The following is a 21,674-nucleotide window of genomic DNA, read 5'->3' as shown; positions in this document are numbered from 1 at the left end:
AACGCTGCTGTTCCAGGGCCCTTAGCTGCTCAGGATTATTTACCTGAATCAAGCAGGGCCGTGTACAGGGCATGGGTCCCGCTGCACCCGTGCCCTGCAGCTGAAGCCTTTTTGTAAAGCTCTTCAACCAGGCTCAGACCCGGCAGACAGATGCCCAGGCGCCTGGATTCCTCCAGGGCGATGCCCATGTCCTTGATAAAGTGGTCGATCATAAAACCCGGGGCATAGTCACTTTTAAGGATCCGCGGGGCAAGGTTGTTCAATGTCCAGCAGCCTGCAGCCCCTTTGCTCACTGAACCCAGGACCCTGTCCGGATCAAGCCCGGCTGCTGCGGCATACACCAGACTCTCGCACACCCCGATCATGGTCCCGGCAATAATGATCTGGTTGCACATCTTGGCGTTCTGCCCTGACCCGGCAGGCCCATGGTGCAGGATATTCTCCCCCATCAGTCTGAACAGGGGAAATATGGCTTCAAAGACAGGCCAATCTCCCCCCACCATGATGGACAATTTGCCATTTCTGGCACCCACGTCTCCCCCGGAAACCGGTGCGTCCAGAGCAAAGGCCTTTTTCTCCGCCGCCCTCTGACTTATCTCTCTGGACAGATCAGGGCTGGTGGTGGTCATGTCCACACAGATGCCTCCAGGCCTGATACCTTCCAGCAGCCCGTCTTCCCCAAAATAAACCTGGCGGACATCCCTGGGAAACCCAACCATGGTCAAGACCACGTCTGCCTCCTGGGCAGCCTGCCCGGGCGATTCAACCCATACAGCCCCCTTGTCCAGCAAAGGACGGGCCTTTTCCCTGGTCCGGTTGAACACCCGGACATCATAACCGGCATCCAGCAGATGGCTGCACATGGACACCCCCATGACCCCGGTGCCGACCCAGCCGATGCAGGTGTTCTCCGGAGAAGGCTTCTGACAAACCCTGGTCAATGTCATGCAGGATCACCTCTTAACTTAAGGAAATTTTAAACCATTTTTTCATTGCTCAAAGGAACAAAAGCTTCACCTTTGCCAGCCAAATGTCAAGCCTGGACCTGGCTGAACCGGACAAATGGCACTGCTCTGCAAATGCATCCTGGCCGGATGAGGTCCGGGCTGCCAACAAAAATAGTGTCCAACAGCTACACAAAAAACAGGCCGGTTCAGGTTCAAAATGTTTTTTCCTGGCGCTAATTTCTTGCCATCCCGTGTCCACAGAGCTAAGCTGCAATCATGGAAACCCTGCGCATCGTAAAACCCAATTGACCCAGGCTCTTCCAGGAGAACCCATGCCCCAGAAAAAAAAGGAAAAAATCAATTTTGACGTGATCATCATCGGATGCGGCCCAGCCGGCCTTTTTGCCGCCTATCACCTGGGAGAGTACACCGGCCTTGATGTTCTGGTTATTGAGAAAGGCAGACAGTCCCGGAAACGGGCCTGCCCCATCAGCGGTACCCAGGAGTGTATCCGCTGCAAGCCCTGCAATATCCTGTCCGGCGTGGGCGGAGCCGGTCTCTTTTCCGATGGCAAGCTGAACTTCATTCACAAACTGGGCAAAACCGACTTGACCCAGTTCATGCCCCTCTCCGAGGCCAAACAGCTCATTGAGGAGACTGAAAAGATATTTAACCGGTTCAACATGGACGGCAAGGTATTTCCCACTGACATGGCCAAGGCCAGAGACATCCGCAAAAACGCCCTCAAGCATGGCCTGGACCTGCTCTTGATCAAACAGAAACACCTGGGCAGTGACAACCTTCCCGGACATATCGCGTCCATGGCCGAATACGTCAAGGACCAGGGAGTGACCTTTCATACCTCTGAAGAGGTTAAAGACATCACCGTGGATAACAGGGAAGTAACCGGGGTGACCACCAGCCGGGGTACCTACCACGCTCCCTGCGTCATCATGGCTCCGGGCCGGGTCGGAGCTGAATGGGTGGGTTCCCTGGCTCAGCGGCATGGCTTGAACGTCTCCCAGCGGGGAATAGAAGTGGGGGTCAGGGTTGAGGTCCATGCCGATATAATGCGCGACCTGTGCCAGGTTATATATGATCCCACTTTTTTCATCCGCACCAACAAGTACGATGATCAGACCCGGACCTTCTGCACCAACCAGGGAGGATTCGTGGCTTTGGAGAACTACCAGAATTTTGTCTGCGTCAACGGCCATGCCTATATGGACAGAAAATCAGAAAATACCAATTTCGCCTTTCTGTCCAAAGTGGTCCTGGAAGAGCCTGTCACCGACAACCATGCTTACGGCGAATCCATTGGACGCCTGGCCACCATCATTGGTGGAGGCAGGCCCATCCTTCAACGCTTCGGGGACCTCAAACGCGGCCGACGCTCCACCTGGAACCGGATCCGGAACAGCTTTGTGGAGCCCACCATGAAAAACGTGACATGCGGAGATGTTGCCATGGCCCTGCCGGGCCGCATTGTCTGCAATATCATTGAAGGCCTTGAAAAGCTGAATAATGTTGTACCCGGCGTCTCCAACGAGGAGACCCTGATCTATGCCCCGGAAATCAAATTCTTCGCCACCCAGATCGAAACCAGCAATGTCCTGGAAACCGCCATCAAAGGACTTTTTGTAGCTGGAGACGGTCCGGGTGTGGCCGGAAACATTGTTTCAGCCTCGGCCACCGGCCTTATCCCGGCCATGGAAATCGCCAGAAGGCATGCACAGGTCCGGACCGGCACTTCCAGCCGGAAAAAATCAAATCACCTGCCTGGTCCGGTCCAGGGCTGACAGTTTGTGCATGGGCAACAGTCCAGCCCCCAGAATCATGAACCATGTCTGTTATTCAGGCTTTCTGGCCAGGCCGTTGAATCCGGCGATATGAGTCCAGGCTTCCTGAGCGGTCTCCACATATGAAAAAAGATCCAGATCCTCAGGAGAGATGGTCCCCTCCTCTACCAGACTTTCAAAATTAACCACTCTCTGCCAGAACTCCCGGCCAAAAAGAAGCACTGGCATGGACTTGATGCGCATGGTCTGGATCAGGGTCAGGGCTTCAAAAAGCTCATCCAGGGTGCCGAACCCTCCGGGAAAGGCCACCAGAGCCCTGGCCCTGATCAAAAAGTGCATCTTGCGGATGGCAAAATAATGGAACTGAAAGCAGAGTTCCGGGGTTATATACTCATTGGGAGCCTGCTCATGGGGCAGGACTATGTTCAGGCCGATACTTTTGGCCCCGGCCTCGTGGGCTCCCCGGTTGGCTGCCTCCATGATTCCGGGTCCGCCGCCGGTGATGACCACATGGGTATTTCTGCCCTCACACTGGCAGTTTTCTGAAATAATGGCTGCCAGCTGCCGGGCTTCCTCATAATACCGACTGTTGACCACAGCCCTCTCTGCTGCTGCCAGTCTTTTCTGCAAAGCTGAAGAAGGATCTTCCCTGACCTGTTTTTTGATCCTGTTCAGCTCGTTCTGAGCTGATTCCCGGTCTTTGAGGCGGGCACTGCCAAAAATAACCACTGTGGACTCTATGGCGTTTTCCTGCATCAACAGTTCCGGCTTGAGCAGCTCCAATTGAAGCCTGATCGGACGGAGCTCATCCTGAAGAATGAATTCATCATCCAGAAATGCCAGGCGATAGGCCGGGGACTCAGTCTGTCTGGTGGGTACGATTCTCCTGGAGGCAGCTGCATCTTCATGGGCTGAAGGGAACAACTTTTTATCACCGCTTTTTGACATGCAATACTCCTTGCTCTGTTCCATTAATAGCGTCTGAACATTGCACCATCATTGACCTTTTCAGCCTGAAATTCAAGCAGATTATCCATGTATTGCCCGGGATGTCCTTTGTCCGGGACAGAATCAAAAAGTCTGCTGTTCTTTGCTGTCCAGAACATCCCGGAGCATTACAGCCAGCTCAGTGAGCCGGTAAGGTTTGGCTATGAAGCCCTTGGCCCCGGAGGCCAAAGCCTGGCTTCCATGGCCCCTGGCTGAATAGCCGCTGGCAATAACCACCCTGACCCCAGGATCATGTCTGATCAATTCAAGCAGGCAATTATGCCCGCCCATGCCGGGCATATTCAGATCCAGAAGAACCAGGTCAATAGCCTGACCATGTTCCCTGTAGATTTTCAGGGCCTGTTCCCCGTTAACTGCGCTGATCACAGTGTAACCCAAAGATTCTAGAGCTTCCCCGGTCAGTTCGAGAATCTCCGGCTCATCATCCACCATCAGGATTGTTTCATTTCCACCCTGGACAATATCCTGCTTGTGCAGATCCACTTCCAGAATTTCCGGCTGTCCGCCAGCAGGCAAGTAAACCTTGACCCTGGTCCCCCTGTCCGGCTCGCTGTCAATCTGAATAAACCCGCCGTGATTCCGGACAATGCCGTAGGCTGAGGCCAATCCCAGGCCGGTACCCTTGCCCACCTCTTTAGTGGTGAAAAAGGGATCAAAAACATGTTCAAGAACCTCCTGGCTCATGCCGGACCCGGTGTCTGATACTGTTAAAAGGACATAGGGACCCGAAGCTGCGTCAGGATAAAGACTGGCCACACCTTGGTCCAGGACCGTGTTCTTTGTTTCAATCCTGACCGTGCCACCGTTTGGCATGGCATCAGCTGCATTACTCACCAGGTTGAGCAGAATCTGCTCCATCTGGACCGGATCAGCCATCAGGGGCTGAACAGCTTGATCCAGGTCCAACTCCATGGAAACCATCTTGGGGATGGTCCGCTCCAGGATTCTGACGGTTTTTTTCACTTCCAGGTTCAGGTCTACCCGTGTCTTGTTTGATTCGGCCCTGCGTCCAAAGACCAGGAGCTGTTTAACCAGCATGGAGGCCCTGTCCATGGAGTCAGCCACGGCTTTCAGCCTGACCAGGTCTGGATGCCCTTTATCTTTGCCTCCCATTAAAAGCTCGACATTGACACTCATGGCATGGAGCAGGTTGTTGAAGTCATGGGCTACCCCTGCTGCCAGGATACCCACTGACTCCATTTTCTGGGCCTGAAGCAGTTGAGCATGCAGCCTTTCCCGCTCCTGCTCCAGGTGTTTACGTCGAGTTACATCCCGGCAGATGCAAAGCACTGAATCAATGTTTCCCTGCCGGGCCTGCACCGGCAGAAAACGGCAATTGTGAATGGACGGCCCTTGCCTGCTGACAAAGGTAAACTCCGTTTCCAGAGAAGTGCCGGCATTGAAGACCTGGCTTATGGAATCCTCCCAGAAATGAATCTCCTCTGCGGAAAAACCAAGTTCACTGTGTTTTTTGCCCAGCAGTCCGGCTACCTCAATATCGAGCACAGCACCGATGTTTTCCGAAACAAACAAATGCCGGCCATGGCGGTCAAAAAGCATTATAATGTCCGGCAGACCGTTCACCAGAGTTCTGTAGTTTTCCTCACTCACCCGCAGCTCTGCCTGGGCCTTTTCCCGCTTGTCCATGTCCCGGGTCAGCTGCTCAGCCATGGAATCAAAAGACCGGGCCAGCCGTCCCATCTCCCCGTCTCCGTAAGCCAGACCGGTTCTCACCCCCAGATTTCCCCGGGCCAGCTCATCCGATGCCTCCTGAAGCCGCATGAATTTCTTGACTATAGTCAGGTCCCCCACCAGCCAGGCCAGGACAAAAGCCATGACTGAAGCCCCCAGCAGCAAAGTCAAATCCCTGAACAGCTTGGAACTGGTCAAGGCCAGCACCTCGGATCTGGGCATGCCCACCACCATGTACATGTATGGAGGAAGGTCCTGACGCAGTTGAAGATTTTGATAGGCTATGATCTGCAGACTCCTGTCAGATATCTGTTCAACAAAAGTCTGCTGAACCATCTGGCCGGAGAGAGTCATCCAGACCTGTAAATTGATGGGCTGGCCCAGAGGAAAAACATCTTCATCTGCAGGCTCCCGAAAAAGACGGACCCCCTGATGGTCAGTGATTCCGATAAATGAACCAGAGGGGAGAGAAACACTTTGGAAAAAATCTTGATATCCACTCAGGCTGATGACTGCAGTCAGCACTCCCCTGAAATAGCCATTCTCATCCAGCACTGGATAGGCATACGGAAAAGCCGGGATTGGGGCGATCCTGGTTTCAATGAATTCACCGGCTGCAAAATCAAAGAAAGCCCTAGCCTCTTTAAAATGCTTCCGGTCCGAAAGATTAGCCTGCTCAAAGGGCAGGGCTGCCGCCAGAACATCTCCAGAGGCATCAGTGATGGCAATATTGTATATGCTGGGATTCAGGCTGAGCATATCCTGGAAAAGCCGGGAGCAGGCTTCCAGATCCTGGCTCAGCACTTCCTGGGTGTGGGCCAGAGCAATCAACAGCTGCCTGACTGAAAGGGCGGTTCGATTCTGGATCTCGGCAGCACTCTCAGCGATCCTTCTGACCTCAAGCCCGGCCTGCTCAATCTGGAGGCTGCGCCGTTCCAGCCCGGAATAAACGATTATTCCCAGTGCCGGAAGTATGGCAATGAAGACAAGAAGGATCAGCTTCCTGCGAATGGTCGCGTGGAACACGGAAAACATTAATTCTCCATCTTTGTTTGATCCTTAAATCCATGCCGTTAAGCCCTGACTCAGCCAGTCCACAAAAATAGAAGAAAATGATGATTAGAACCTACCACCTGGATTTATCTACTGCAATAAAAAAGACAAATATCGGTCAGAAAGGTGCCGCATAAAGAAATAAAAAAAGCCCGAACCAGATTGGTCCAGGCTTTTGATTATTTTGTGGTGCCGAAGGGGGGACTCGAACCCCCACGGGCGTGGCCCACTACCCCCTCAAGATAGCGTGTCTACCAGTTCCACCACTTCGGCATTACAGCTTCGTTAACAGGAATGAGTCTGATATGCTTTATTGGTCCTTTTGTCCAGAGTTTTATTCTGCGGAATCCCTGGCATTGTCTTCAGCCTGCCTAGGACCCTGGATGGGCAGGCCAGCCGCAGGATCATCTCTTCTGGTCTCATCCAGAATGATGGAACTGGGCTGAGTGGAATGCTTTTTGGCGCTCATATAGGTAAAAGTGATTGAGGTGCAGAAAAAAACTGCAGCCACACCCACAGTCAGCTTGGCTAAGATCCCTCCGGCACCGCTGCTGCCGAAAAGGCTGCCGCCGCCACCGCCGAAGATGACGCCCATGCCCTGCTGGCCGGACTGAAGCAGGACCAGGACCACCAGGGAAATGCATGAAATTATGTGGATGGTTACGATCAGGGTTTGCAAAAGACTACCTCCAAAATTACGTTATCAGGCCAGGACTATCTGAGAAAAAGAATCCGCCTTTAAACTTGCTCCACCTACCAGCACCCCGTCAACATTGTCAAGTCCAATAATGGATTGACAGTTATCCGGTTTGACGCTGCCCCCATACAGGATTCGGACCTGATCCCCCTGACTGAGCATTTCCTTGAGCCTGGACCGGATAAAACCGTGGGCATGGGAAATGTCCTCCAGCTCTGCGGTTTCGCCAGTTCCAATGGCCCAGACCGGTTCGTAAGCAACAACCAGATCCATGGCCGGGACATCTTTATCTGTTTTTTCCAGGCCCATTTCAAGTTGACGGGTAAGAACCTCCTGGATCCGTCCCTCCTTGCGTTCCTCGATTTTCTCTCCGATGCACAGGATGATCTTGAGTCCCTTTTCCAGTCCAAAAACAACCTTGCGGGCCAGGAAATCGTCCTTTTCGCCCAGGACATGTCTTCTTTCCGAGTGCCCGACCAGGGCATAGGTGCAACCAGCGTCCAAAAGCTGATCCGGGCTGATTTCTCCGGTAAAGGCCCCCTGGACTTCAGGATAAAAATTCTGCCCTCCCAGAAAATAACCATCTTCTCCGGCCAGCATCTCAACCACGCCCCGCAAAGCAGTAAATGGCGGAATGAGCAGCACCTCCCTGTCCCCGGGCAGACTGCTCCCTACAGCCACCACCAGTTCCCTGGCGGTTTGTCTGGCTTCTTCCCAAGTTTTAAACATTTTCCAGTTGGCAGCCATCAATTTCTTGATCATTATCTTCTCCCGGCTATAGATGCCTTTTCCAGAAATCCCGCGTGCACCCTTGATTTCATCGTCCTTATCCGTCACTTTTTTCCAGAGCTTTGAATCCCGGCAGGACCTTGCCTTCCAGGAACTCCATGAACGATCCTCCACCTGTGGATATAAAGCTGAACTTGTCCTGAATGCCCAGTTTGTGAATAAGGGCGTCGGTATCTCCCCCGCCCACTATGGTTTCAGCTTCAAGGCCACCCACCAGGTCGGCAATATTGTATGAACCCTGGGCAAAAACCCGATTTTCAAAAGCACCCATGGGCCCGTTCCAGACAATGGTCCCGGACTTGTGCAGGACTTCGGCGAACATGGTGCATGTGGCCGGGCCGATGTCCAGGGCCATCTTGTCATCAGGAATATCCTGGAAAGGGACCACCTCTACCCCGTCCTGGCTGTCGGGTCCCTGGCCTACTATAAAATCCACAGGCAGATAAAAACCGACTTTTCTGTCCCTTGCCTTGTGCATGATGTCCCTGGCTTCTTCCACCAGGTCTTCTTCCACCAGGGAACGGCCCGTGGAATGCCCCATGGCCAGGATAAAGGTATTGGCCATGGCTCCTCCGATGACCATGGCATCCACCTTGTCCAGAAGGTTGTTGAGTACTCCCAGTTTGGAAGAGACCTTTGCCCCTCCGGAAATGAGCACAAAAGGACGCTGGGGATCAACAATCCTGGAAAGGTATTTCCACTCCTTTTCCAGGAGCAGGCCACCCATGCAGAAATCAAAATATTCAGTCACCCCCACCACAGAGGCATGGGCCCTGTGGGCCACTCCAAAGGCATCATTGACATAGGCTTCACCCATGGCTGCCAGCTCCCGGCTGAAGGCCGGATCATTCTTTTCTTCTCCCTTATGAAATCTCAGGTTCTCAAGCATGACAACCTGACCGGGCTTCAATGCTCCGGACGCCTCCAGGGCCTTCTGCCCCACGCAGTCATCAATAAATTCAACCCTGGTTTCCAGGAGCTGTTCAAGCCTTTCTGCCACTGGCCTAAGAGAAAGTTCAGGCTTGATCTGCCCCTTGGGCTTGCCCAGGTGGGAGCAAATCACCAGGCTGGCTCCTTTTTCCAGGGCCAGCCTCAAGGTCGGCAGACTGGCTTTTATCCTGTTATCGTCCTGAATCTCTCCGTTTTTAAGGGGAACATTGTAATCCACCCTGATAAGCAGTCTTTTTCCGGTTATATCCTGACTATCAATAAACTTCATTCAACAGCTCCTTGCTGATTGTTTGAAAAAAGCACTCTTGCCTGTTATTCTTGCAAGGCTCAATGCCAAGCTCAACGATTCTTAAATCAATACAAATGAAATTTCAATGGATTGCAGAAAAAGAAGTCTGGTGGGGTTTATGTTTTATCGGATGATACAGCAGGCTGGCCTGATCAGGGCTGGTTCAGGCCAGCTTTCAGGAAGCCATGAGTAGAAACTCCGGCTGAACAGGCTGGAAGTCATGACTGAAAAGTCACCAGGTCCTCAGATCCTCGATGCCTGAGCCTGCATCAGAAAAATCAGCTTTGTTGTCAGATATCACGATTTCCGCCCGGAGCTTGATTTTGTCCTGGAAAGCCCTGGAAACCGGGATGGTGTCCATTTCCCTGGAGGCCAGAATGTTCAGGCTCAACCGGTCCCTACCCCCAGGATTGGTGGCCACCAGTTTCCAGGCCCTGATTCCGGGGAAACCGGCCATTGCCTCGGCCACCTGGGCTGGATATACAAATTGTCCCTTGATCTTGATGATATCGTCCACCCTGCCCAGGATTCCCTGGAGCAAGGGGGCAGTGCGGCCACAGGGACATTGCTGGGTGGAAAAAGCGGATAAATCACCAGTGGCCAGACGAATGAGGGGATAATCCGGATTAAAAGGCGTGACCACCACTTCTCCGGTTTGTCCTGCAGGAAGAGGCTTCTTGGTTTCCGGATCACAGATCTCCACATAACACCTGCTGGACAAATGCATCCCCTTCTTTTCAGGACATTCATAGGCAATACAGCCCAGATCCGCTGTTCCATAGCCCTGACGGATCTGCATTGAAAAGCGGTCTTCCAGCTCAGTCCTTAACGATTCGGCAAGCCTCTCAGCAGCCACAAAAGCCACATCAAGCCTGAAGTCCTTCCTGAGATCCAGCCCCTTTTTCTCAGCCCTGTCCGCTATAATTTTCAAAAAGCTGGCCATGCCCACGTAACCGGTAACCCCCAGCCTGGTCATGGCTTCAATCTGGCCTTCAGTATTTCCAGGGCCTGCAGGGAACACTGCACATCCGATCTCATGCAGGGGCTCCTCCATCATCAATCCGGCCGGAGTGAAGTGATAACTGAAGGTCATCTGGACAATATCGCTTTTCCGGAATCCAGCTGCATAAAAGGCCTCGGCAAACCCCCAGTAGTCCCTTTGCCTGGCCTCGGGATCAACTATGGGCCCTGGAGACATGTAGATATGACGCAGCCTGCCCGTGGGGCAGGTCAAGAGTCCGCCCAGGTCAGGACCGGCAGTCTGGAGATGGACCAGATCCTTCTTGGGCAGGGCCGGAATCAGATGCCAGTCATCAAGACTCTTTATCTGTCCGGGCTCAAGACCTGCCTTCTCCATCCTCTGCCTGAAGGCCCCGGACTTATCACCAGCCACATTAAGGATGTGTCTGGCCTTGTCCCACAGATAGGCCCTCCTCTGATCAGGGTCCATGGTCTCAACTTCATGAAAGAAACCCTTTTTCCTGTTTCCTGACTCACTCATGAAAAACCCCTTCAGCCTATTATCGATTCTGGAAAAAACTTGGTTCTATCCACCAGATGTCAGTTATCCCAGCCACCTTTTCCGTCTGCGGTAGTGTTTAACATCCCTGTAACTCCGCTTTTCCCCGGTCTTGCCGATGCCCAGGTAAAATTCCTGCACATCAGGATTATTCAGAAGGCTTTCAGCCCGGCCGTCAAGCACAATACGGCCGTTTTCCAGGATATAGCCGTGACTGGAAATGCTCAGGGCTGCCCTGGCGTTCTGCTCTACAAGCAGGATGGTCACTCCTTCTTCCCTGTTGACTCTTTTGATGATTTCAAAAATCTCTTCCACCAGCAAAGGAGCCAGACCCAGAGAAGGCTCATCCAGCAGAAGCAGCTTGGGTTTGGCCATAAGTGCCCGGCCAATGGCCAGCATCTGCTGCTCTCCGCCGGAAAGATAACCGGCCAGCTGTTTCCTCCGCTCCCTGAGCCTTGGAAAATATTCATAAACCAGCTCTCTGGAAGGGATATATTCGGACCTGGGCCTGATAAACCCGCCACACTTGAGGTTTTCCTCTACGCTCAGGTCCTCGAATATCCTTCTGCCTTCCATGACCTGGAAAATGCCCAGTCGAACTATCTTCTCCGGCCAGAGCCTGTGAATGGGCTGGCCATTGAAAAAAACCGAACCTTCAGTGACCTCGCCGTCCTCAGTGGACAAAAGACCGGAAATAGACTTTAGGGTGGTGGACTTGCCAGCTCCGTTGGAGCCCAGCAGAGCGGTTATGGAGCCCTGCTCCACCTTGATGGATAGACCCTTGAGGACCAAAACCACGTCATTATAGACCACTTCGAGGTTCTCAACGCTGAGAATATTCAAGCCTTACTCCCAAGTTAGTGAGTTTCATCAACAGATCTGTCACAAACGCATCCTCATAGTCATTCAGGAGGCAGGCCCCTGAACCGGATGCGCCGGCTCCCGGCTTACTTGCCAAGCCAGTCCATTCTTCTCTCCAGGGTCTCAGTGGCCAGAAACTCCATGCCATCCTGACTCAGACGATAGATGTTCACCGACATGTTGGGCCGGTGGTCGTCCGGGAAAAAGCTTATGGGCGGAGTCAGACCCATGGGATCAAAATCGCGCAGGGTCCGGGCTGCATCCCTTATCCCTGGACCATTGAGTTCCCCTTTTTCCGAAGCGATCCTGATGGCTTCGGCCATTACGTACATTGAGGCAAATCCCCGGATATAGTGGGTCATCTGATGCCTTCCGCCGGTCAGATCTCTGATCACTTCCATGCCCGGAACATCCTCGCCGTAAACCACGGCGGACTGGAGGCCCAGGTGGCCGTTGACCGCAGAACCGGCCAAAGACAGGAGCTGTTCGTCACTTCCCCAGATGTTGGTGATGAATGTGGCGCCCATATTCAGCCTTTGAGCGTCTTTCAGGATAACGGCTGTGGAGGAAATGGTTCCCCCGACCCAGACAAAATCAGGCTGCTGACGGTTCAGACGGATAAGCTGGGAGGTTGAATCCATATCTCCCAGGCCGACATTCTCTTCGCCCACGATTTCAAAGCCCAGCTCCCTGGCATATTCCCTCCCGGCAGGAACAGGAGCCAGGCCATAAGGCACGTTGGGATATACCAGGCCCAGCCTCGGAGCCCTGTCTTTTTCCCAGCTGTTGTAAAGGTAGCTCAGGGCTGCCCGGAACTGGGTGGAATAATCCGCTGCAATGAAAAAATTGTACGGGGCAATGTTGGGATCGGTCAGGTGGGCTGAATAAGAAGCGGAAAAAGTTGGAATACGATCCCTGGCCACCTGCCGGACAAGGGCCTCGGTATCAGCCGTGCCCCAGCCCTGAAGGGCCACTATGCCCTGGCTCTTGAACCTGTTATAGGCGGCCAGGGCCTGTTGAACATTGTAGGCGTAATCTACCTGCAGCAGCTCAATTTTTTGTCCGTTTACCCCGCCCTGGTCATTGATATACTTGACGCAGTCCTTGACCCCTTCGGCATAAGGCCTGCCCACATCAGATGTTGCCCCGCTCAAGTCTGAAATGAGTCCGATTCTGATCTGGGCCTGGGCTGTACTGACCAGGAACAAAGTCACCAATGTCAGTAAAGTTACCTGCAGTATTCTTTTCATGTCCATACCCCCCTCTGAAGCCTGTGTCAGGCTGTTGTTAAGCCCTTAATGGGCAAAAGGATGCAGTTTGAAATAGGATTTGGCCAGTTGCCAGCGCCGGGCCAGGCCGTCAGGCTCGAATATAAGAAATAAAACCAGGATCAAGCCGAAAATGCCGTCGCGCATGGCCAGGAAATATGTACTGATATTAGGGAAAAATCCGCTCAGGTGATCGGCCACAATTCCCAGCCCCTCAGGAAGCAGGGTCAGAAAAACCGCCCCGAACACGCTGCCCAGAACGCTGCCCAGGCCTCCAATGATGATCATGGCCAGATAATGGATGGAAAGTCCGATCTCAAACTGCTCCGGAGTAATGTACATGGTGTAGTGCGCCCAGAGCCCCCCGGCTATCCCGGCCAAAAAGGAACTCACCCCAAAGGCCTGCAGCTTGTATCGGAACAGATTGATCCCCACTGATTCAGCAGAAAGATGGAAATCCCTGATAGCCACAAAGGCCCGGCCGGACTTTGTCCGCAGGATGTTCTTGACCATAAGCACCGCCAGAACTGCAAAGAACAGGGTCAGATAGAACATCTTCAGATCCGTATCAAAACTGAAGCCGAAAATCACAGGTGAATCCAGACCCATCCCGATGGCCCCGCCAGTCACACTGGACCAGTGCAAAAAGATATAGACCAGAATGAGCTGGGCCGCCAGGGTGGCTATGGCCAGATAGATCCCTTTGAGCCGCAGGGAAGGAATCCCGAAGATCATGCCCACCAGGGCTGTTACTGATCCCCCAAAAAGCAGGGCTGGTAGAAATGGCCACCCATTAAGGGTACATACCCCTGTGGCATATGCTCCAACGCCGATAAAAGCCCCGTGTCCCAGGGAGATCTGACCGCATGAGCCTGTGAGCAGGTTCAGGGAGACCGCTCCGATCACCGCTATATTGATCAGATTGAGCAGGGAAACCTGGTAAGAATTCAGAAAAAACGGAACCACCAGCAGAATCAGGAAAAAAAGGGCCACGCTGGTTTTTTGAAAGCCGGTGTGAAAAACCTGACTTTCCTTGGCATAGGTGGTGAAAAAAAGACCGCATTTTCCCTGCATGGCTTATACTCTCTCTATCTCGTGGGTTCCGAAAAGACCATAGGGCCTGATCATGAGGATGATGACCAGAATGACATAAGCGGCAACCTCCCTGAATCCGGCCAGACCGAAAAACTGCTGGGCCACTCCGTCAGATACATTCTCCAGAATGCCGATGATCAGCCCGCCGATGGCTGCTCCCAAAAGGCTGTCCAGTCCTCCCAGGATGACCGCTGGAAAGACCTTAAGGCCCAGGTGTCCCAGCTGGGGGTTTATCCCGTTGATATTGCCCAGGATGATACCTCCTATGCTGGAAACCACCGCTGCAATGCACCAGGACATGGCAAATATATTCTTGACCCCGATACCCATGGACTGGGCTGCCTGCTGATCAAAAGCAGTGGCCCGCATGGCAATGCCCATGGTGGAGTATTTGAAAAACAGGGAAAAAATGACAAAAAGAATCACTGACAGACCAAAGGCGGCTATGTACACCGGAGCCACTGGCAAACCCAGGATCCAGACCGGCTCAGTGGGCAGGACCTGGGGATAGACCCGGATCTGGGTCCCCCAGAAAAGCTGGATCACAGCCTTGAGTACCGTGGAAAGCCCTACCGTGACCATGATCACGCTGATTATCGGTTCCCCGATCATGGGCCGAAGCACTACCCTTTCCAGACACAGGCCCAGGATTACGGAAAAAATCAGGGTCATGAAAAATGAGACCAGAAAGGGAAGCCCAAGCTGAACCGTCAGGGCGAAACATACATAGGCTCCGAACATGACCAGTTCGCCCTGGGCAAAGTTCACCACCTTGGTAGCTTTGTAGATTATAACGAATCCCAGGGCCACCAGACTGTAGATGCTGCCGATGACCAGTCCGTTCAGGACCAGGTGCAGATAATATTCCATTGGTTACTCTTTTGGGGTCTTTTGGGTTGTCTTCAGATAAACAGCATCAAACTTCATCAGATACGTCCATTATCCTGATCCGGCCCTTCATTTCCCGGATGCTTCCGTCCTGGTACTGGATCCTGGCAACCAGGTCCACTTCCGGGACCTGGGAATAAAGGGCACCGATCAGGGCCTCGTATCTCTCCCCGACCACCTTGCGCCGGATCTTCCTGGTCCTGGTCAGTTCTCCGTCGTCAGCATCCAATTCCTTGAACAGCAGGGCAAAACGCCTGATCCTGGTTTCGTCGGGCAGGGTCTGGTTGATCTTCTGGATTTCTTCTGCCACCAGATCGTAAACTTCCTTTTTAGAGGCCAGATCCTGGTAGGTGGTGTAGGTCAGCAGTTTGCTTTCACTCCACCTGCCCACTATCTCCTCGTCTATGCAGACAATGGCCGCAATATGATCCCTGGCCTGGCCCAAAACAACGGCCTCCCGGATATAGGGCGAGAACTTGAGCTTGTTTTCCATGAACTGGGGAGAAAACCTGGTCTTGTCAGCCAGTTCCATGACATCCTTGAGCCGGTCAATGACCACCAGCTGCCCGTTATCCTTGAAATAACCGGCATCCCCGGAAAGCAGCCAGCCATCCTGGGTAAGGGTTTCCCTGGTGGCCTTGTCGTCCCTGAAATATCCCTTGAAAACTGCTGCCGACCTGGAAAGGATCTCCCCCTCAGGAGAGATGGAGATCTCGGTCTCGGGAATGGGCTCACCCACGGTATCAAAATCAATCTGACCATCCCTGTGGATACAGGATATACCGGCTATTTCGGTTTGACCGTAAATCTGCTTGAGATTGACTCCCATGGCATGAAAAAATTTAAAGGTGTCCGGCCCCAAGGCTGCTCCGCCAGTAGTGGCCGACCTGATCCTGGAAAAGCCGAGCCTGTCCCTTAAGGATCTGAACAGGAAAAACTGAGACAGGAAAAACATCAGCCTGAGCACTCCTCCCACCGGCTTTTTATTCAGCCTGAGGTCGGCCACTCTGATCCCTATGGTCATGCACCTGTTGTAAATGAAGCGTTTGAGCCTGGTGGTCTCCATAATTCTGACCCTTATCCTGGCTGCCAGATTTTCCCAGACCCTGGGCGGAGAAAACATGATATGCGGCCCGATTTCCCGGATATCAGACTGCACAGTCTCCTGCTCCTCAGGAAAATTGACGCAGAAGCCGTATAAAAGAGCCGAGGCAACAGCCATCATCTGTTCACCTACCCAGGCCAGGGGCAGGAAGGATACAAATTCGTCAGACTGGTTTTTGGGATCCACCTTGCCCAGATTTCTGGCCATGGACAGAAGATTCTTGTGGGAAAGCATGGCCAGCTTGGGCCTGCCAGTGGTCCCCGAAGTAGTGGCTATGAGACATGTATCATCCTCTGAAAGCTCCTGAACCCAGCTTTCAAAGAGATGCTTTCCAGTTGTCCCTTTTTCCCTGACCTGGTCAAAGTGCAGGAGTCCCTGGTCCTGATACTGGGAAAGACCTTTGGAATCGTGGTAGATAATGTACTCCAGGTGGGAAACCTTGTCCCGCAGGGAGAGCATTTTGTCCACCTGTTCCTGGTCCTCGGCAATGACCAGTCTGCACCGGGTCAGCTCAAAAATGTATTCGATCTCGCTGGCCTGGACATCCTGATACACCCCAAGAGCTACACCTCCCAGAGCCTGGATGGCTATTTCAGCCCACAACCATTCCGGACGGTTGTCTCCGATAAGGACAATAACATCTCCCCTGCCCAGGCCCAGCTCCCTGAGCCCGGCTGCGAATTCAGCCGTAACATCTAAATAATCCTGCCAGGAGTAGGTCTGCCAGATGCCCCATTCTTTTTCCCGCAAAGCAGTTGCAGAGCCGAATTTCCGGGCGTTATTCATCAGCAGGCCGGGCAGGGTGGTACTATTATCTGTCATAATACTCACAGGTAAAAGTTGAAGGTGAGGTGGGATATCCGGCTGCAGAAACCAGCCGGCTGAACATCAGAAACATGCCCATTCTAGCGTCCCAGAAAGGAGGCGTTGTCACCCCCCAGATAGGCTGCCACTACGTCCGGATTGGACTGGACTTCCAGGGGCGAGCCTTGAGCCAGGACCTGGCCGAAATCCAGAACTACAACTTTCTCAGAAATGTCCATAACCACTCCCATGTCGTGCTCAACCAGAAGAACGGTTATTTTCCATTCCTCGTTAATATCCAGGATATACCTGGCCATCTCCTCGGTTTCCTCCAGGTTCATCCCGGCCATGGGTTCATCCAGGAGCAGGAGCCTGGGATCAGCGGCAAGAGCCCGGCCCAGTTCCACCCTCTTCTGAACTCCGTAAGGCAGGCTTCCCGCCACTTTGTGCCTGTGGGACGACAGACCCAGAAAATCAATGACCTCTTCCACCTTTTTCCTGTGCCGGTCTTCCTCTTTCCTGGCCCGGCCAAAATAAAAGATTGAAGACAGCAGTCCGTAATTCATCCGGCTGTGCCTGCCCACCATCAGATTGTCCAGCACACTCATTCCCTTGAACAAAGCTATGTTCTGAAAGGTCCGGGACAGGCCGGCCTCCATCCTGGAGTGAGCGGGCCTGGCCAAAATATCCTTGCCGTCCATAGCTATACTTCCGCTGTCCGGATGATAGCGCCCGCTGATGCAGTTCAGCATACTGGTCTTTCCGGCCCCATTGGGGCCGATGAGGGACACGATCTGCCCCTTTTCAACTGTAAAGCTTACATCCATTAGAGCGGCAATGCCCTTGAAAGTCAGGGTAACTTCTTTAGCTTCAAGCAGGGGCATGCTCACGAACTCCATTCCAGCCTGAAGTCTTCAGGCCCCACCACTTTATAGCCCAGGCTGACCAGTTCCTTGACAATGGGCCCCTGGTCATCGGTCTGAACCCTGAACACCACCATCCGGCTCTGCTTGTGAAAAAAGGTGGCCGTGGAAATGATGCTGATTCCCATATTGAAGATAAGTCCGGACACTTCAGCAATTACTCCTTTTCTGTCTTCGATTTCAAAGGCTATGCGGACCCCTCCCTGTTCAAGGCCCATCTCCTCCACCAGGACATCAAGCATGATGTTCCGATTGATGTAACCCACCAGCCTGTCCCTGGCGTCAAGAACGGGAAGACCAGCCAGGTTGTGATCGTGCATGATCTTGGCCGCAACCTCAATTTCGGCTTCCGGCAGAACTGTCGGGATATCCTTTTTGATGATTTTCTGCACGGTCATCTTGTTCAAAAGATAGTTGAGTTCATGTCTGCTGAGGGTCGTAGCCGGAGAAGGCAGAGTGCTGCGCACGTCCTCCTTGAGGACTGCCCCCACAAACCTGTTTTCATCGACCACCATCAGCATCCACAAGTTGTTCTCACTCATGAGCCGGTCAGCCTCCAGCATGAGGGTGTCCGGGGTGATTGTGGCAAACTTCTTGAGCATCTTCAGGCCAACAAACATCTTCCTATCCTCCTGAACAGTCTGATAAAATTAAACAAAAAAACTACCATGCTCACTGTTTCTTCTGTTAACGGCAAATAATGAAGGTAAGTGGAGCAATATGCCCTGCAAACTCATGTGTCACTAAAAACTGATTTTCAGAATCATGCCCTGAACCAGGCCTGAACTCAAGCTCAAAGTATGATCCAGGATGGTCCGGCCAGCAGGAGAGTTGCCTGCAGGCGGATTCTTGAAAACGCCGAGAATATGGTCTAAAATATAGAAATAGTGGTTGTCACAGACCTGACCACACTGGAGAGCTTAATGAAGCCCGGATATCTTGTGGCATACGAAAACAATGTCCTCAGCCAGAGGATAGCCATGGCCCGGAAACTGGCCGGACCATGCCTGCTCTGCCCCAGGAAGTGCATGGTCAACAGGCTTGGACAGGAAACCGGTTTCTGCAATACAGGCAGGCAGGCCCAGGTGGCTGCCTGGAACCTGCATTTTGGCGAGGAAGCGCCTCTGGTGGGCCGGGGAGGCTCAGGTACGGTCTTTTTTGCCCATTGCAACCTGGGCTGCGTGTTCTGCCAAAACCACGACATCAGCGACAACCTGTCCAACCATGAGGAGTTAAACAGCCGGGAGCTGGCTGAAGTATACTTGTCTCTCCAGGCCGGAGGAGCCGAAAACATCAACCTGGTTACTCCATCCCATGTTGTCCTGCAGATCCTGGAAAGCCTGAACCATGCAGCAGGTAAAGGACTCCGGATCCCACTGGTTTACAATACCAGCTCCTATGACCGGCTGGCGACCCTGGAACTGCTGGACGGGATAGTTGACATCTACCTGGCTGACACAAAATTTTTCCAGGCCCAGCCTGCCCGGAAATATGCTGAGGCACCGGATTATCCGGAACGGGCCAAAAAAGCATTGTTGGAGATGAATAGACAGGTGGGCTCTCTGGTTATTGAGGAGGGGGTGGCCCGGAAAGGACTCATGATCAGACACCTGGTAATGCCGGAGGATATCGCCGGAAGTGATCAGTGGCTTCAGTTCTTTGCAGACCATTTGCCCGCAGATACCTATATAAACATAATGGGGCAGTATCACCCCTGTGGCCGGGCTGCCAGCCATCCCGAGCTCCTGACCGGAGTGCCGGGATCAAGGATTGCCCAGCTGAGGAAAAAGGCCCGGGATCTCGGCCTTGAACGCCTGGATCAGCCAGGCGGTGGAATTTTCAGGCTTCTGGGCTAACCAGGCAGCTGGGTTATCTCAAGGCCAAGGATCAGGGCATCCTCATGGTTGTCCGGATAGTAGGCTTTCCTCCTGCCCACCACCCTGAATCCCAGGCCGGTATAAAGTCCCAGGGCAGGGCCATTGGAGGGTCTGACTTCCAGGAATATCTGTCCTATGCCCTGGAGACTGCAGGCCTGGATGGCCTCGGAAACAAGCTTTTTACCCAGACCTTTTCTTCTGGACTGAGGACTTACGGCCAGGTTGAGGATTTCAGCCTCGTCTCCAACCATGACCAATGAAAGGTAGGCCGTGAGGTTTTGTCCACGGAATATGCCCAGCACCTTAAAACCCTGATGATCAAGAAACTTTTCATATTGTTCCCTAGTCCAGGGCTGGGCAAAGCATGAACGCTCCAGAAGGAGCAGGTCCAGAAGGTGGGTTTTGTTTACATCCAGTACTGGACTGTACTGATCATTCATATTTAATCCCGGATCAATAACACCGGATCTGGCCCTGGAAATTCCGGCCGGTCCGGATGCTGGCAGCAAGGAAAAAGCACTGCAACCATGGCTGGAAGTATCAAAAAAAACTCCAAGGTTCACCAGGAATACATTGAAGCTGTGGACTCCAGCAACAGGCCCTTGGCTGTCCTGCCCCGGGCCGAAGTTCATCGCCAGGGACTTTTTCACCGGACAGTCATTGTCCTGGTCTATGACCGGGATCATCGTCTTCTCATTCAGAAGAGACACCGGAGCAAATCACTGTACCCCGGACGGTGGGACCTGTCAGCCACCGGCCACCTGAAAGCCGGAGAATCAGCTACAGACGGAGCCATGCGCGAACTGAGGGAAGAAGTGGGGGTCGCTCCCAAAGCCCTAAGACTGGCCACCATAATCAACGGCAGCAGTGAAACAAACTTTGAGTTCATCTATCTCTTCAATGCCGGCAGGGTAAAATTCAGTCCATCGCCCAATCCGGAAGAGGTTGAAGAAACCATGTTTATAGATCGGGATGATATGGAATCCCTGGTCAGTGAGTTCCCGGACATTCTTACGCCCGGCCTGGTTTACTTCTGGAGAAGACAGCTTCTCTTCCCCAGACTGTGAACCAGTTGTAACGGCTAGTTTATATAAACATAGCTGTATTTCTTTTCATTGGACAGGGTCAGCCCGGCGCCCCTGACCACGGTAGTCAGAGGGTCGTCATCGATGTGGACGTCCACCTGGACCTCCCTGCTGATGAGCTTGTCCAGTCCCTTGAGCAAGGCCCCTCCGCCGGCTAAAAGCAGGCCATTGTCCGCAATATCCGCCACCAGCTCAGGCGGAGTTTTTTCCAGCGCCCTCCTGACAGCCTGGACTATGGAATCCACAGGCTCGCGGATCGCTTCCCTGATCTGTCCGTCACTGACCTGGACAGCCTTGGGGTTGCCGTTGACAATGTTTTTACCCATGACGTTGAAGGTCAGGGGTTCAGTCATGGGGCAGGCCGTTCCAATGGCCATCTTGACCTTCTCAGCCATGTTCTCGCCAACCAGAAGCTGAAACTGGTCCTGCATGTAGCGCTGGATGGCCTCATTCATCTCATCGCCGGCAATGCGGACCGATTCTGAATAGGCCACTGCAGACAAAGATATCACGGCAACTTCAGTGGTTCCGCCTCCGATATCAACCACCAGGTTGCCCATGGGTTCTTCAATGGGCATTCCAGCTCCAATGGCCGCACTCATGGGCTCCTCCACCAGCCTGACCTCCCTGGCTCCAGACTGGATTCCAGACTCAATTACCGCCCTTTTCTCCACCTGGGTGATCCCGGTGGGCACACAGATCACGATTTTTGGTTTGACCAGGCTCATGCCCTTGATGACCTTTTTAATAAAGAAGGTTATCATGGCGTTGGTGACCTCGAAATCGGCAATAACCCCGTCCTTCATGGGCCTGATGGCCACGATCTTCTGAGGAGTCCTGCCCAGAAATTCCTTGGCCTCCCGGCCCACGGCCAGAACCTTGCCATCCCTTGAATCCAGGGCCACCACCGATGGCTCGTTAAGCACTATGCCGTTTTTTGGGGTGTAAAGCAGGGTATTGGCAGTACCCAGATCCATGGCCAGGCTTTTGCCCATGAAGCCGAACAATTTTTTCAAAAACATGT

The 21,674-nt window shown here is 53.1% G+C and carries 19 protein-coding genes and 1 tRNA gene; 3 read left to right on the top strand and 17 right to left on the bottom strand.

The genetic code is table 11. The annotated features are described in order from the left end of the window. Nucleotides 1-35: 35 nt before the first annotated feature. The gene (locus P771_RS0111260; RefSeq protein ID WP_035244388.1) at nt 36-947 is read right to left on the bottom strand and encodes an NAD(P)-dependent oxidoreductase; all 912 of its coding nucleotides are present in this window, start codon (nt 945-947) and stop codon (nt 36-38) included. A gap of 332 nt (nt 948-1,279) precedes the next feature. Between P771_RS0111260 and P771_RS17370 the strand changes: the two genes are divergently transcribed. Beyond that, on the top strand, nt 1,280-2,746 hold the full coding sequence (locus P771_RS17370; protein ID WP_051617287.1) for an NAD(P)/FAD-dependent oxidoreductase: 1,467 nt from the start codon (nt 1,280-1,282) through the stop codon (nt 2,744-2,746). A gap of 51 nt (nt 2,747-2,797) precedes the next feature. On the opposite strand, the gene P771_RS0111245 is transcribed toward P771_RS17370, so the two are convergent. From P771_RS0111245 to P771_RS0111165, 14 genes are all read right to left on the bottom strand, one after another. Beyond that, nucleotides 2,798-3,694 (bottom strand): LOG family protein, encoded by an 897-nt coding sequence (locus P771_RS0111245; RefSeq protein ID WP_028575216.1) that lies wholly within the window; start codon nt 3,692-3,694, stop codon nt 2,798-2,800. A 123-nt stretch (nt 3,695-3,817) separates the two neighbouring features. Next, nucleotides 3,818-6,481 carry an ATP-binding protein gene (locus P771_RS18390; RefSeq protein ID WP_051617286.1) on the bottom strand — a complete coding sequence of 888 codons (2,664 nt, stop codon included), beginning with the start codon at nt 6,479-6,481 and terminating at the stop codon, nt 3,818-3,820. Between the two features lie 205 nt (nt 6,482-6,686). Next, a tRNA-Leu gene (locus P771_RS0111230) sits at nt 6,687-6,772 on the bottom strand. A 61-nt stretch (nt 6,773-6,833) separates the two neighbouring features. Beyond that, nucleotides 6,834-7,178: a preprotein translocase subunit SecG gene (secG, locus tag P771_RS0111225; protein WP_028575215.1), complete on the bottom strand. Its 345-nt coding sequence runs from the start codon at nt 7,176-7,178 to the stop codon at nt 6,834-6,836. A 24-nt stretch (nt 7,179-7,202) separates the two neighbouring features. Further along, a complete protein-coding gene (tpiA, locus tag P771_RS0111220; protein WP_028575214.1) occupies nt 7,203-7,955 on the bottom strand; it encodes a triose-phosphate isomerase in 753 nt (250 codons plus the stop codon). A gap of 67 nt (nt 7,956-8,022) precedes the next feature. Then, nucleotides 8,023-9,204 (bottom strand): phosphoglycerate kinase, encoded by a 1,182-nt coding sequence (locus P771_RS0111215; RefSeq protein ID WP_028575213.1) that lies wholly within the window; start codon nt 9,202-9,204, stop codon nt 8,023-8,025. 253 nt (nt 9,205-9,457) lie between these two features. Further along, on the bottom strand, nt 9,458-10,726 hold the full coding sequence (locus P771_RS17360) for a phenylacetate--CoA ligase family protein (RefSeq protein ID WP_035244385.1): 1,269 nt from the start codon (nt 10,724-10,726) through the stop codon (nt 9,458-9,460). Between the two features lie 63 nt (nt 10,727-10,789). After that, a complete protein-coding gene (locus P771_RS0111200) occupies nt 10,790-11,587 on the bottom strand; it encodes an ABC transporter ATP-binding protein (RefSeq protein WP_028575212.1) in 798 nt (265 codons plus the stop codon). A gap of 104 nt (nt 11,588-11,691) precedes the next feature. Continuing rightward, complete coding sequence (locus P771_RS0111195; RefSeq protein WP_028575211.1) at nt 11,692-12,855, bottom strand: ABC transporter substrate-binding protein; 1,164 nt, start codon at nt 12,853-12,855, stop codon at nt 11,692-11,694. Between the two features lie 45 nt (nt 12,856-12,900). Continuing rightward, a complete protein-coding gene (locus P771_RS0111190) occupies nt 12,901-13,947 on the bottom strand; it encodes a branched-chain amino acid ABC transporter permease (RefSeq protein WP_028575210.1) in 1,047 nt (348 codons plus the stop codon). Between the two features lie 3 nt (nt 13,948-13,950). After that, nucleotides 13,951-14,838: a branched-chain amino acid ABC transporter permease gene (locus P771_RS0111185; protein WP_028575209.1), complete on the bottom strand. Its 888-nt coding sequence runs from the start codon at nt 14,836-14,838 to the stop codon at nt 13,951-13,953. A 46-nt stretch (nt 14,839-14,884) separates the two neighbouring features. Next, nucleotides 14,885-16,783 (bottom strand): AMP-binding protein, encoded by a 1,899-nt coding sequence (locus P771_RS0111180; protein WP_028575208.1) that lies wholly within the window; start codon nt 16,781-16,783, stop codon nt 14,885-14,887. A gap of 83 nt (nt 16,784-16,866) precedes the next feature. Next, nucleotides 16,867-17,649, bottom strand: a complete 783-nt coding sequence (locus tag P771_RS0111170) for an ABC transporter ATP-binding protein (RefSeq protein ID WP_028575207.1) — start codon at nt 17,647-17,649, stop codon at nt 16,867-16,869. A gap of 2 nt (nt 17,650-17,651) precedes the next feature. Next, the gene (locus P771_RS0111165; protein ID WP_028575206.1) at nt 17,652-18,308 is read right to left on the bottom strand and encodes a CBS domain-containing protein; all 657 of its coding nucleotides are present in this window, start codon (nt 18,306-18,308) and stop codon (nt 17,652-17,654) included. 303 nt (nt 18,309-18,611) lie between these two features. On the opposite strand from P771_RS0111165, the gene P771_RS0111160 reads away from it, so the two are divergent. Beyond that, nucleotides 18,612-19,544 (top strand): radical SAM protein, encoded by a 933-nt coding sequence (locus P771_RS0111160; RefSeq protein ID WP_028575205.1) that lies wholly within the window; start codon nt 18,612-18,614, stop codon nt 19,542-19,544. On the opposite strand, the gene rimI is transcribed toward P771_RS0111160, so the two are convergent. Further along, entirely contained in the window at nt 19,541-20,005 is a 465-nt protein-coding gene (gene rimI, locus P771_RS0111155) for a ribosomal protein S18-alanine N-acetyltransferase (RefSeq protein WP_028575204.1), read from the bottom strand. The two genes, P771_RS0111160 and rimI, sit on opposite strands and share 4 nt — an antisense overlap. A gap of 87 nt (nt 20,006-20,092) precedes the next feature. Between rimI and P771_RS0111150 the strand changes: the two genes are divergently transcribed. After that, nucleotides 20,093-20,632 (top strand): NUDIX hydrolase, encoded by a 540-nt coding sequence (locus tag P771_RS0111150; protein ID WP_051617284.1) that lies wholly within the window; start codon nt 20,093-20,095, stop codon nt 20,630-20,632. 14 nt (nt 20,633-20,646) lie between these two features. Here P771_RS0111150 and P771_RS0111145 read toward each other — a convergent pair whose 3' ends face one another. After that, nucleotides 20,647-21,672, bottom strand: coding sequence for a rod shape-determining protein (locus P771_RS0111145; RefSeq protein ID WP_028575202.1), 1,026 nt, complete (start codon nt 21,670-21,672; stop codon nt 20,647-20,649). Nucleotides 21,673-21,674: the final 2 nt, after the last annotated feature.

Source organism: Desulfonatronovibrio hydrogenovorans DSM 9292 (assembly GCF_000686525.1).
Classification (GTDB): Bacteria; Desulfobacterota; Desulfovibrionia; order Desulfovibrionales; family Desulfonatronovibrionaceae; genus Desulfonatronovibrio; species Desulfonatronovibrio hydrogenovorans.
The sequence above is the reverse complement of the archived record's forward strand: the minus strand, read 5'-3'. Positions and strand labels throughout refer to the sequence as shown.

What these genes read in the sequence shown, in the direction of transcription:
- P771_RS17370 (WP_051617287.1), top strand. Translation starts at nt 1,280, where the DNA reads ATGCCCCAGAAAAAAAAGGAAAAAATCAATTTTGACGTGATCATCATC.
- P771_RS0111180 (WP_028575208.1), bottom strand. Translation starts at nt 16,783, where the DNA reads ATGACAGATAATAGTACCACCCTGCCCGGCCTGCTGATGAATAACGCC.
- P771_RS0111160 (WP_028575205.1), top strand. Translation starts at nt 18,612, where the DNA reads ATGAAGCCCGGATATCTTGTGGCATACGAAAACAATGTCCTCAGCCAG.
- rimI (WP_028575204.1), bottom strand. Translation starts at nt 20,005, where the DNA reads ATGAATGATCAGTACAGTCCAGTACTGGATGTAAACAAAACCCACCTT.
- P771_RS18390 (WP_051617286.1), bottom strand. Translation starts at nt 6,481, where the DNA reads ATGTTTTCCGTGTTCCACGCGACCATTCGCAGGAAGCTGATCCTTCTT.
- P771_RS0111190 (WP_028575210.1), bottom strand. Translation starts at nt 13,947, where the DNA reads ATGCAGGGAAAATGCGGTCTTTTTTTCACCACCTATGCCAAGGAAAGT.
- P771_RS0111165 (WP_028575206.1), bottom strand. Translation starts at nt 18,308, where the DNA reads ATGTTTGTTGGCCTGAAGATGCTCAAGAAGTTTGCCACAATCACCCCG.
- P771_RS0111245 (WP_028575216.1), bottom strand. Translation starts at nt 3,694, where the DNA reads ATGTCAAAAAGCGGTGATAAAAAGTTGTTCCCTTCAGCCCATGAAGAT.
- P771_RS0111195 (WP_028575211.1), bottom strand. Translation starts at nt 12,855, where the DNA reads ATGAAAAGAATACTGCAGGTAACTTTACTGACATTGGTGACTTTGTTC.
- P771_RS0111185 (WP_028575209.1), bottom strand. Translation starts at nt 14,838, where the DNA reads ATGGAATATTATCTGCACCTGGTCCTGAACGGACTGGTCATCGGCAGC.
- P771_RS0111145 (WP_028575202.1), bottom strand. Translation starts at nt 21,672, where the DNA reads ATGTTTTTGAAAAAATTGTTCGGCTTCATGGGCAAAAGCCTGGCCATG.
- P771_RS17360 (WP_035244385.1), bottom strand. Translation starts at nt 10,726, where the DNA reads ATGAGTGAGTCAGGAAACAGGAAAAAGGGTTTCTTTCATGAAGTTGAG.
- P771_RS0111150 (WP_051617284.1), top strand. Translation starts at nt 20,093, where the DNA reads ATGGCTGGAAGTATCAAAAAAAACTCCAAGGTTCACCAGGAATACATT.
- P771_RS0111215 (WP_028575213.1), bottom strand. Translation starts at nt 9,204, where the DNA reads ATGAAGTTTATTGATAGTCAGGATATAACCGGAAAAAGACTGCTTATC.
- P771_RS0111170 (WP_028575207.1), bottom strand. Translation starts at nt 17,649, where the DNA reads ATGCCCCTGCTTGAAGCTAAAGAAGTTACCCTGACTTTCAAGGGCATT.
- P771_RS0111260 (WP_035244388.1), bottom strand. Translation starts at nt 947, where the DNA reads ATGACATTGACCAGGGTTTGTCAGAAGCCTTCTCCGGAGAACACCTGC.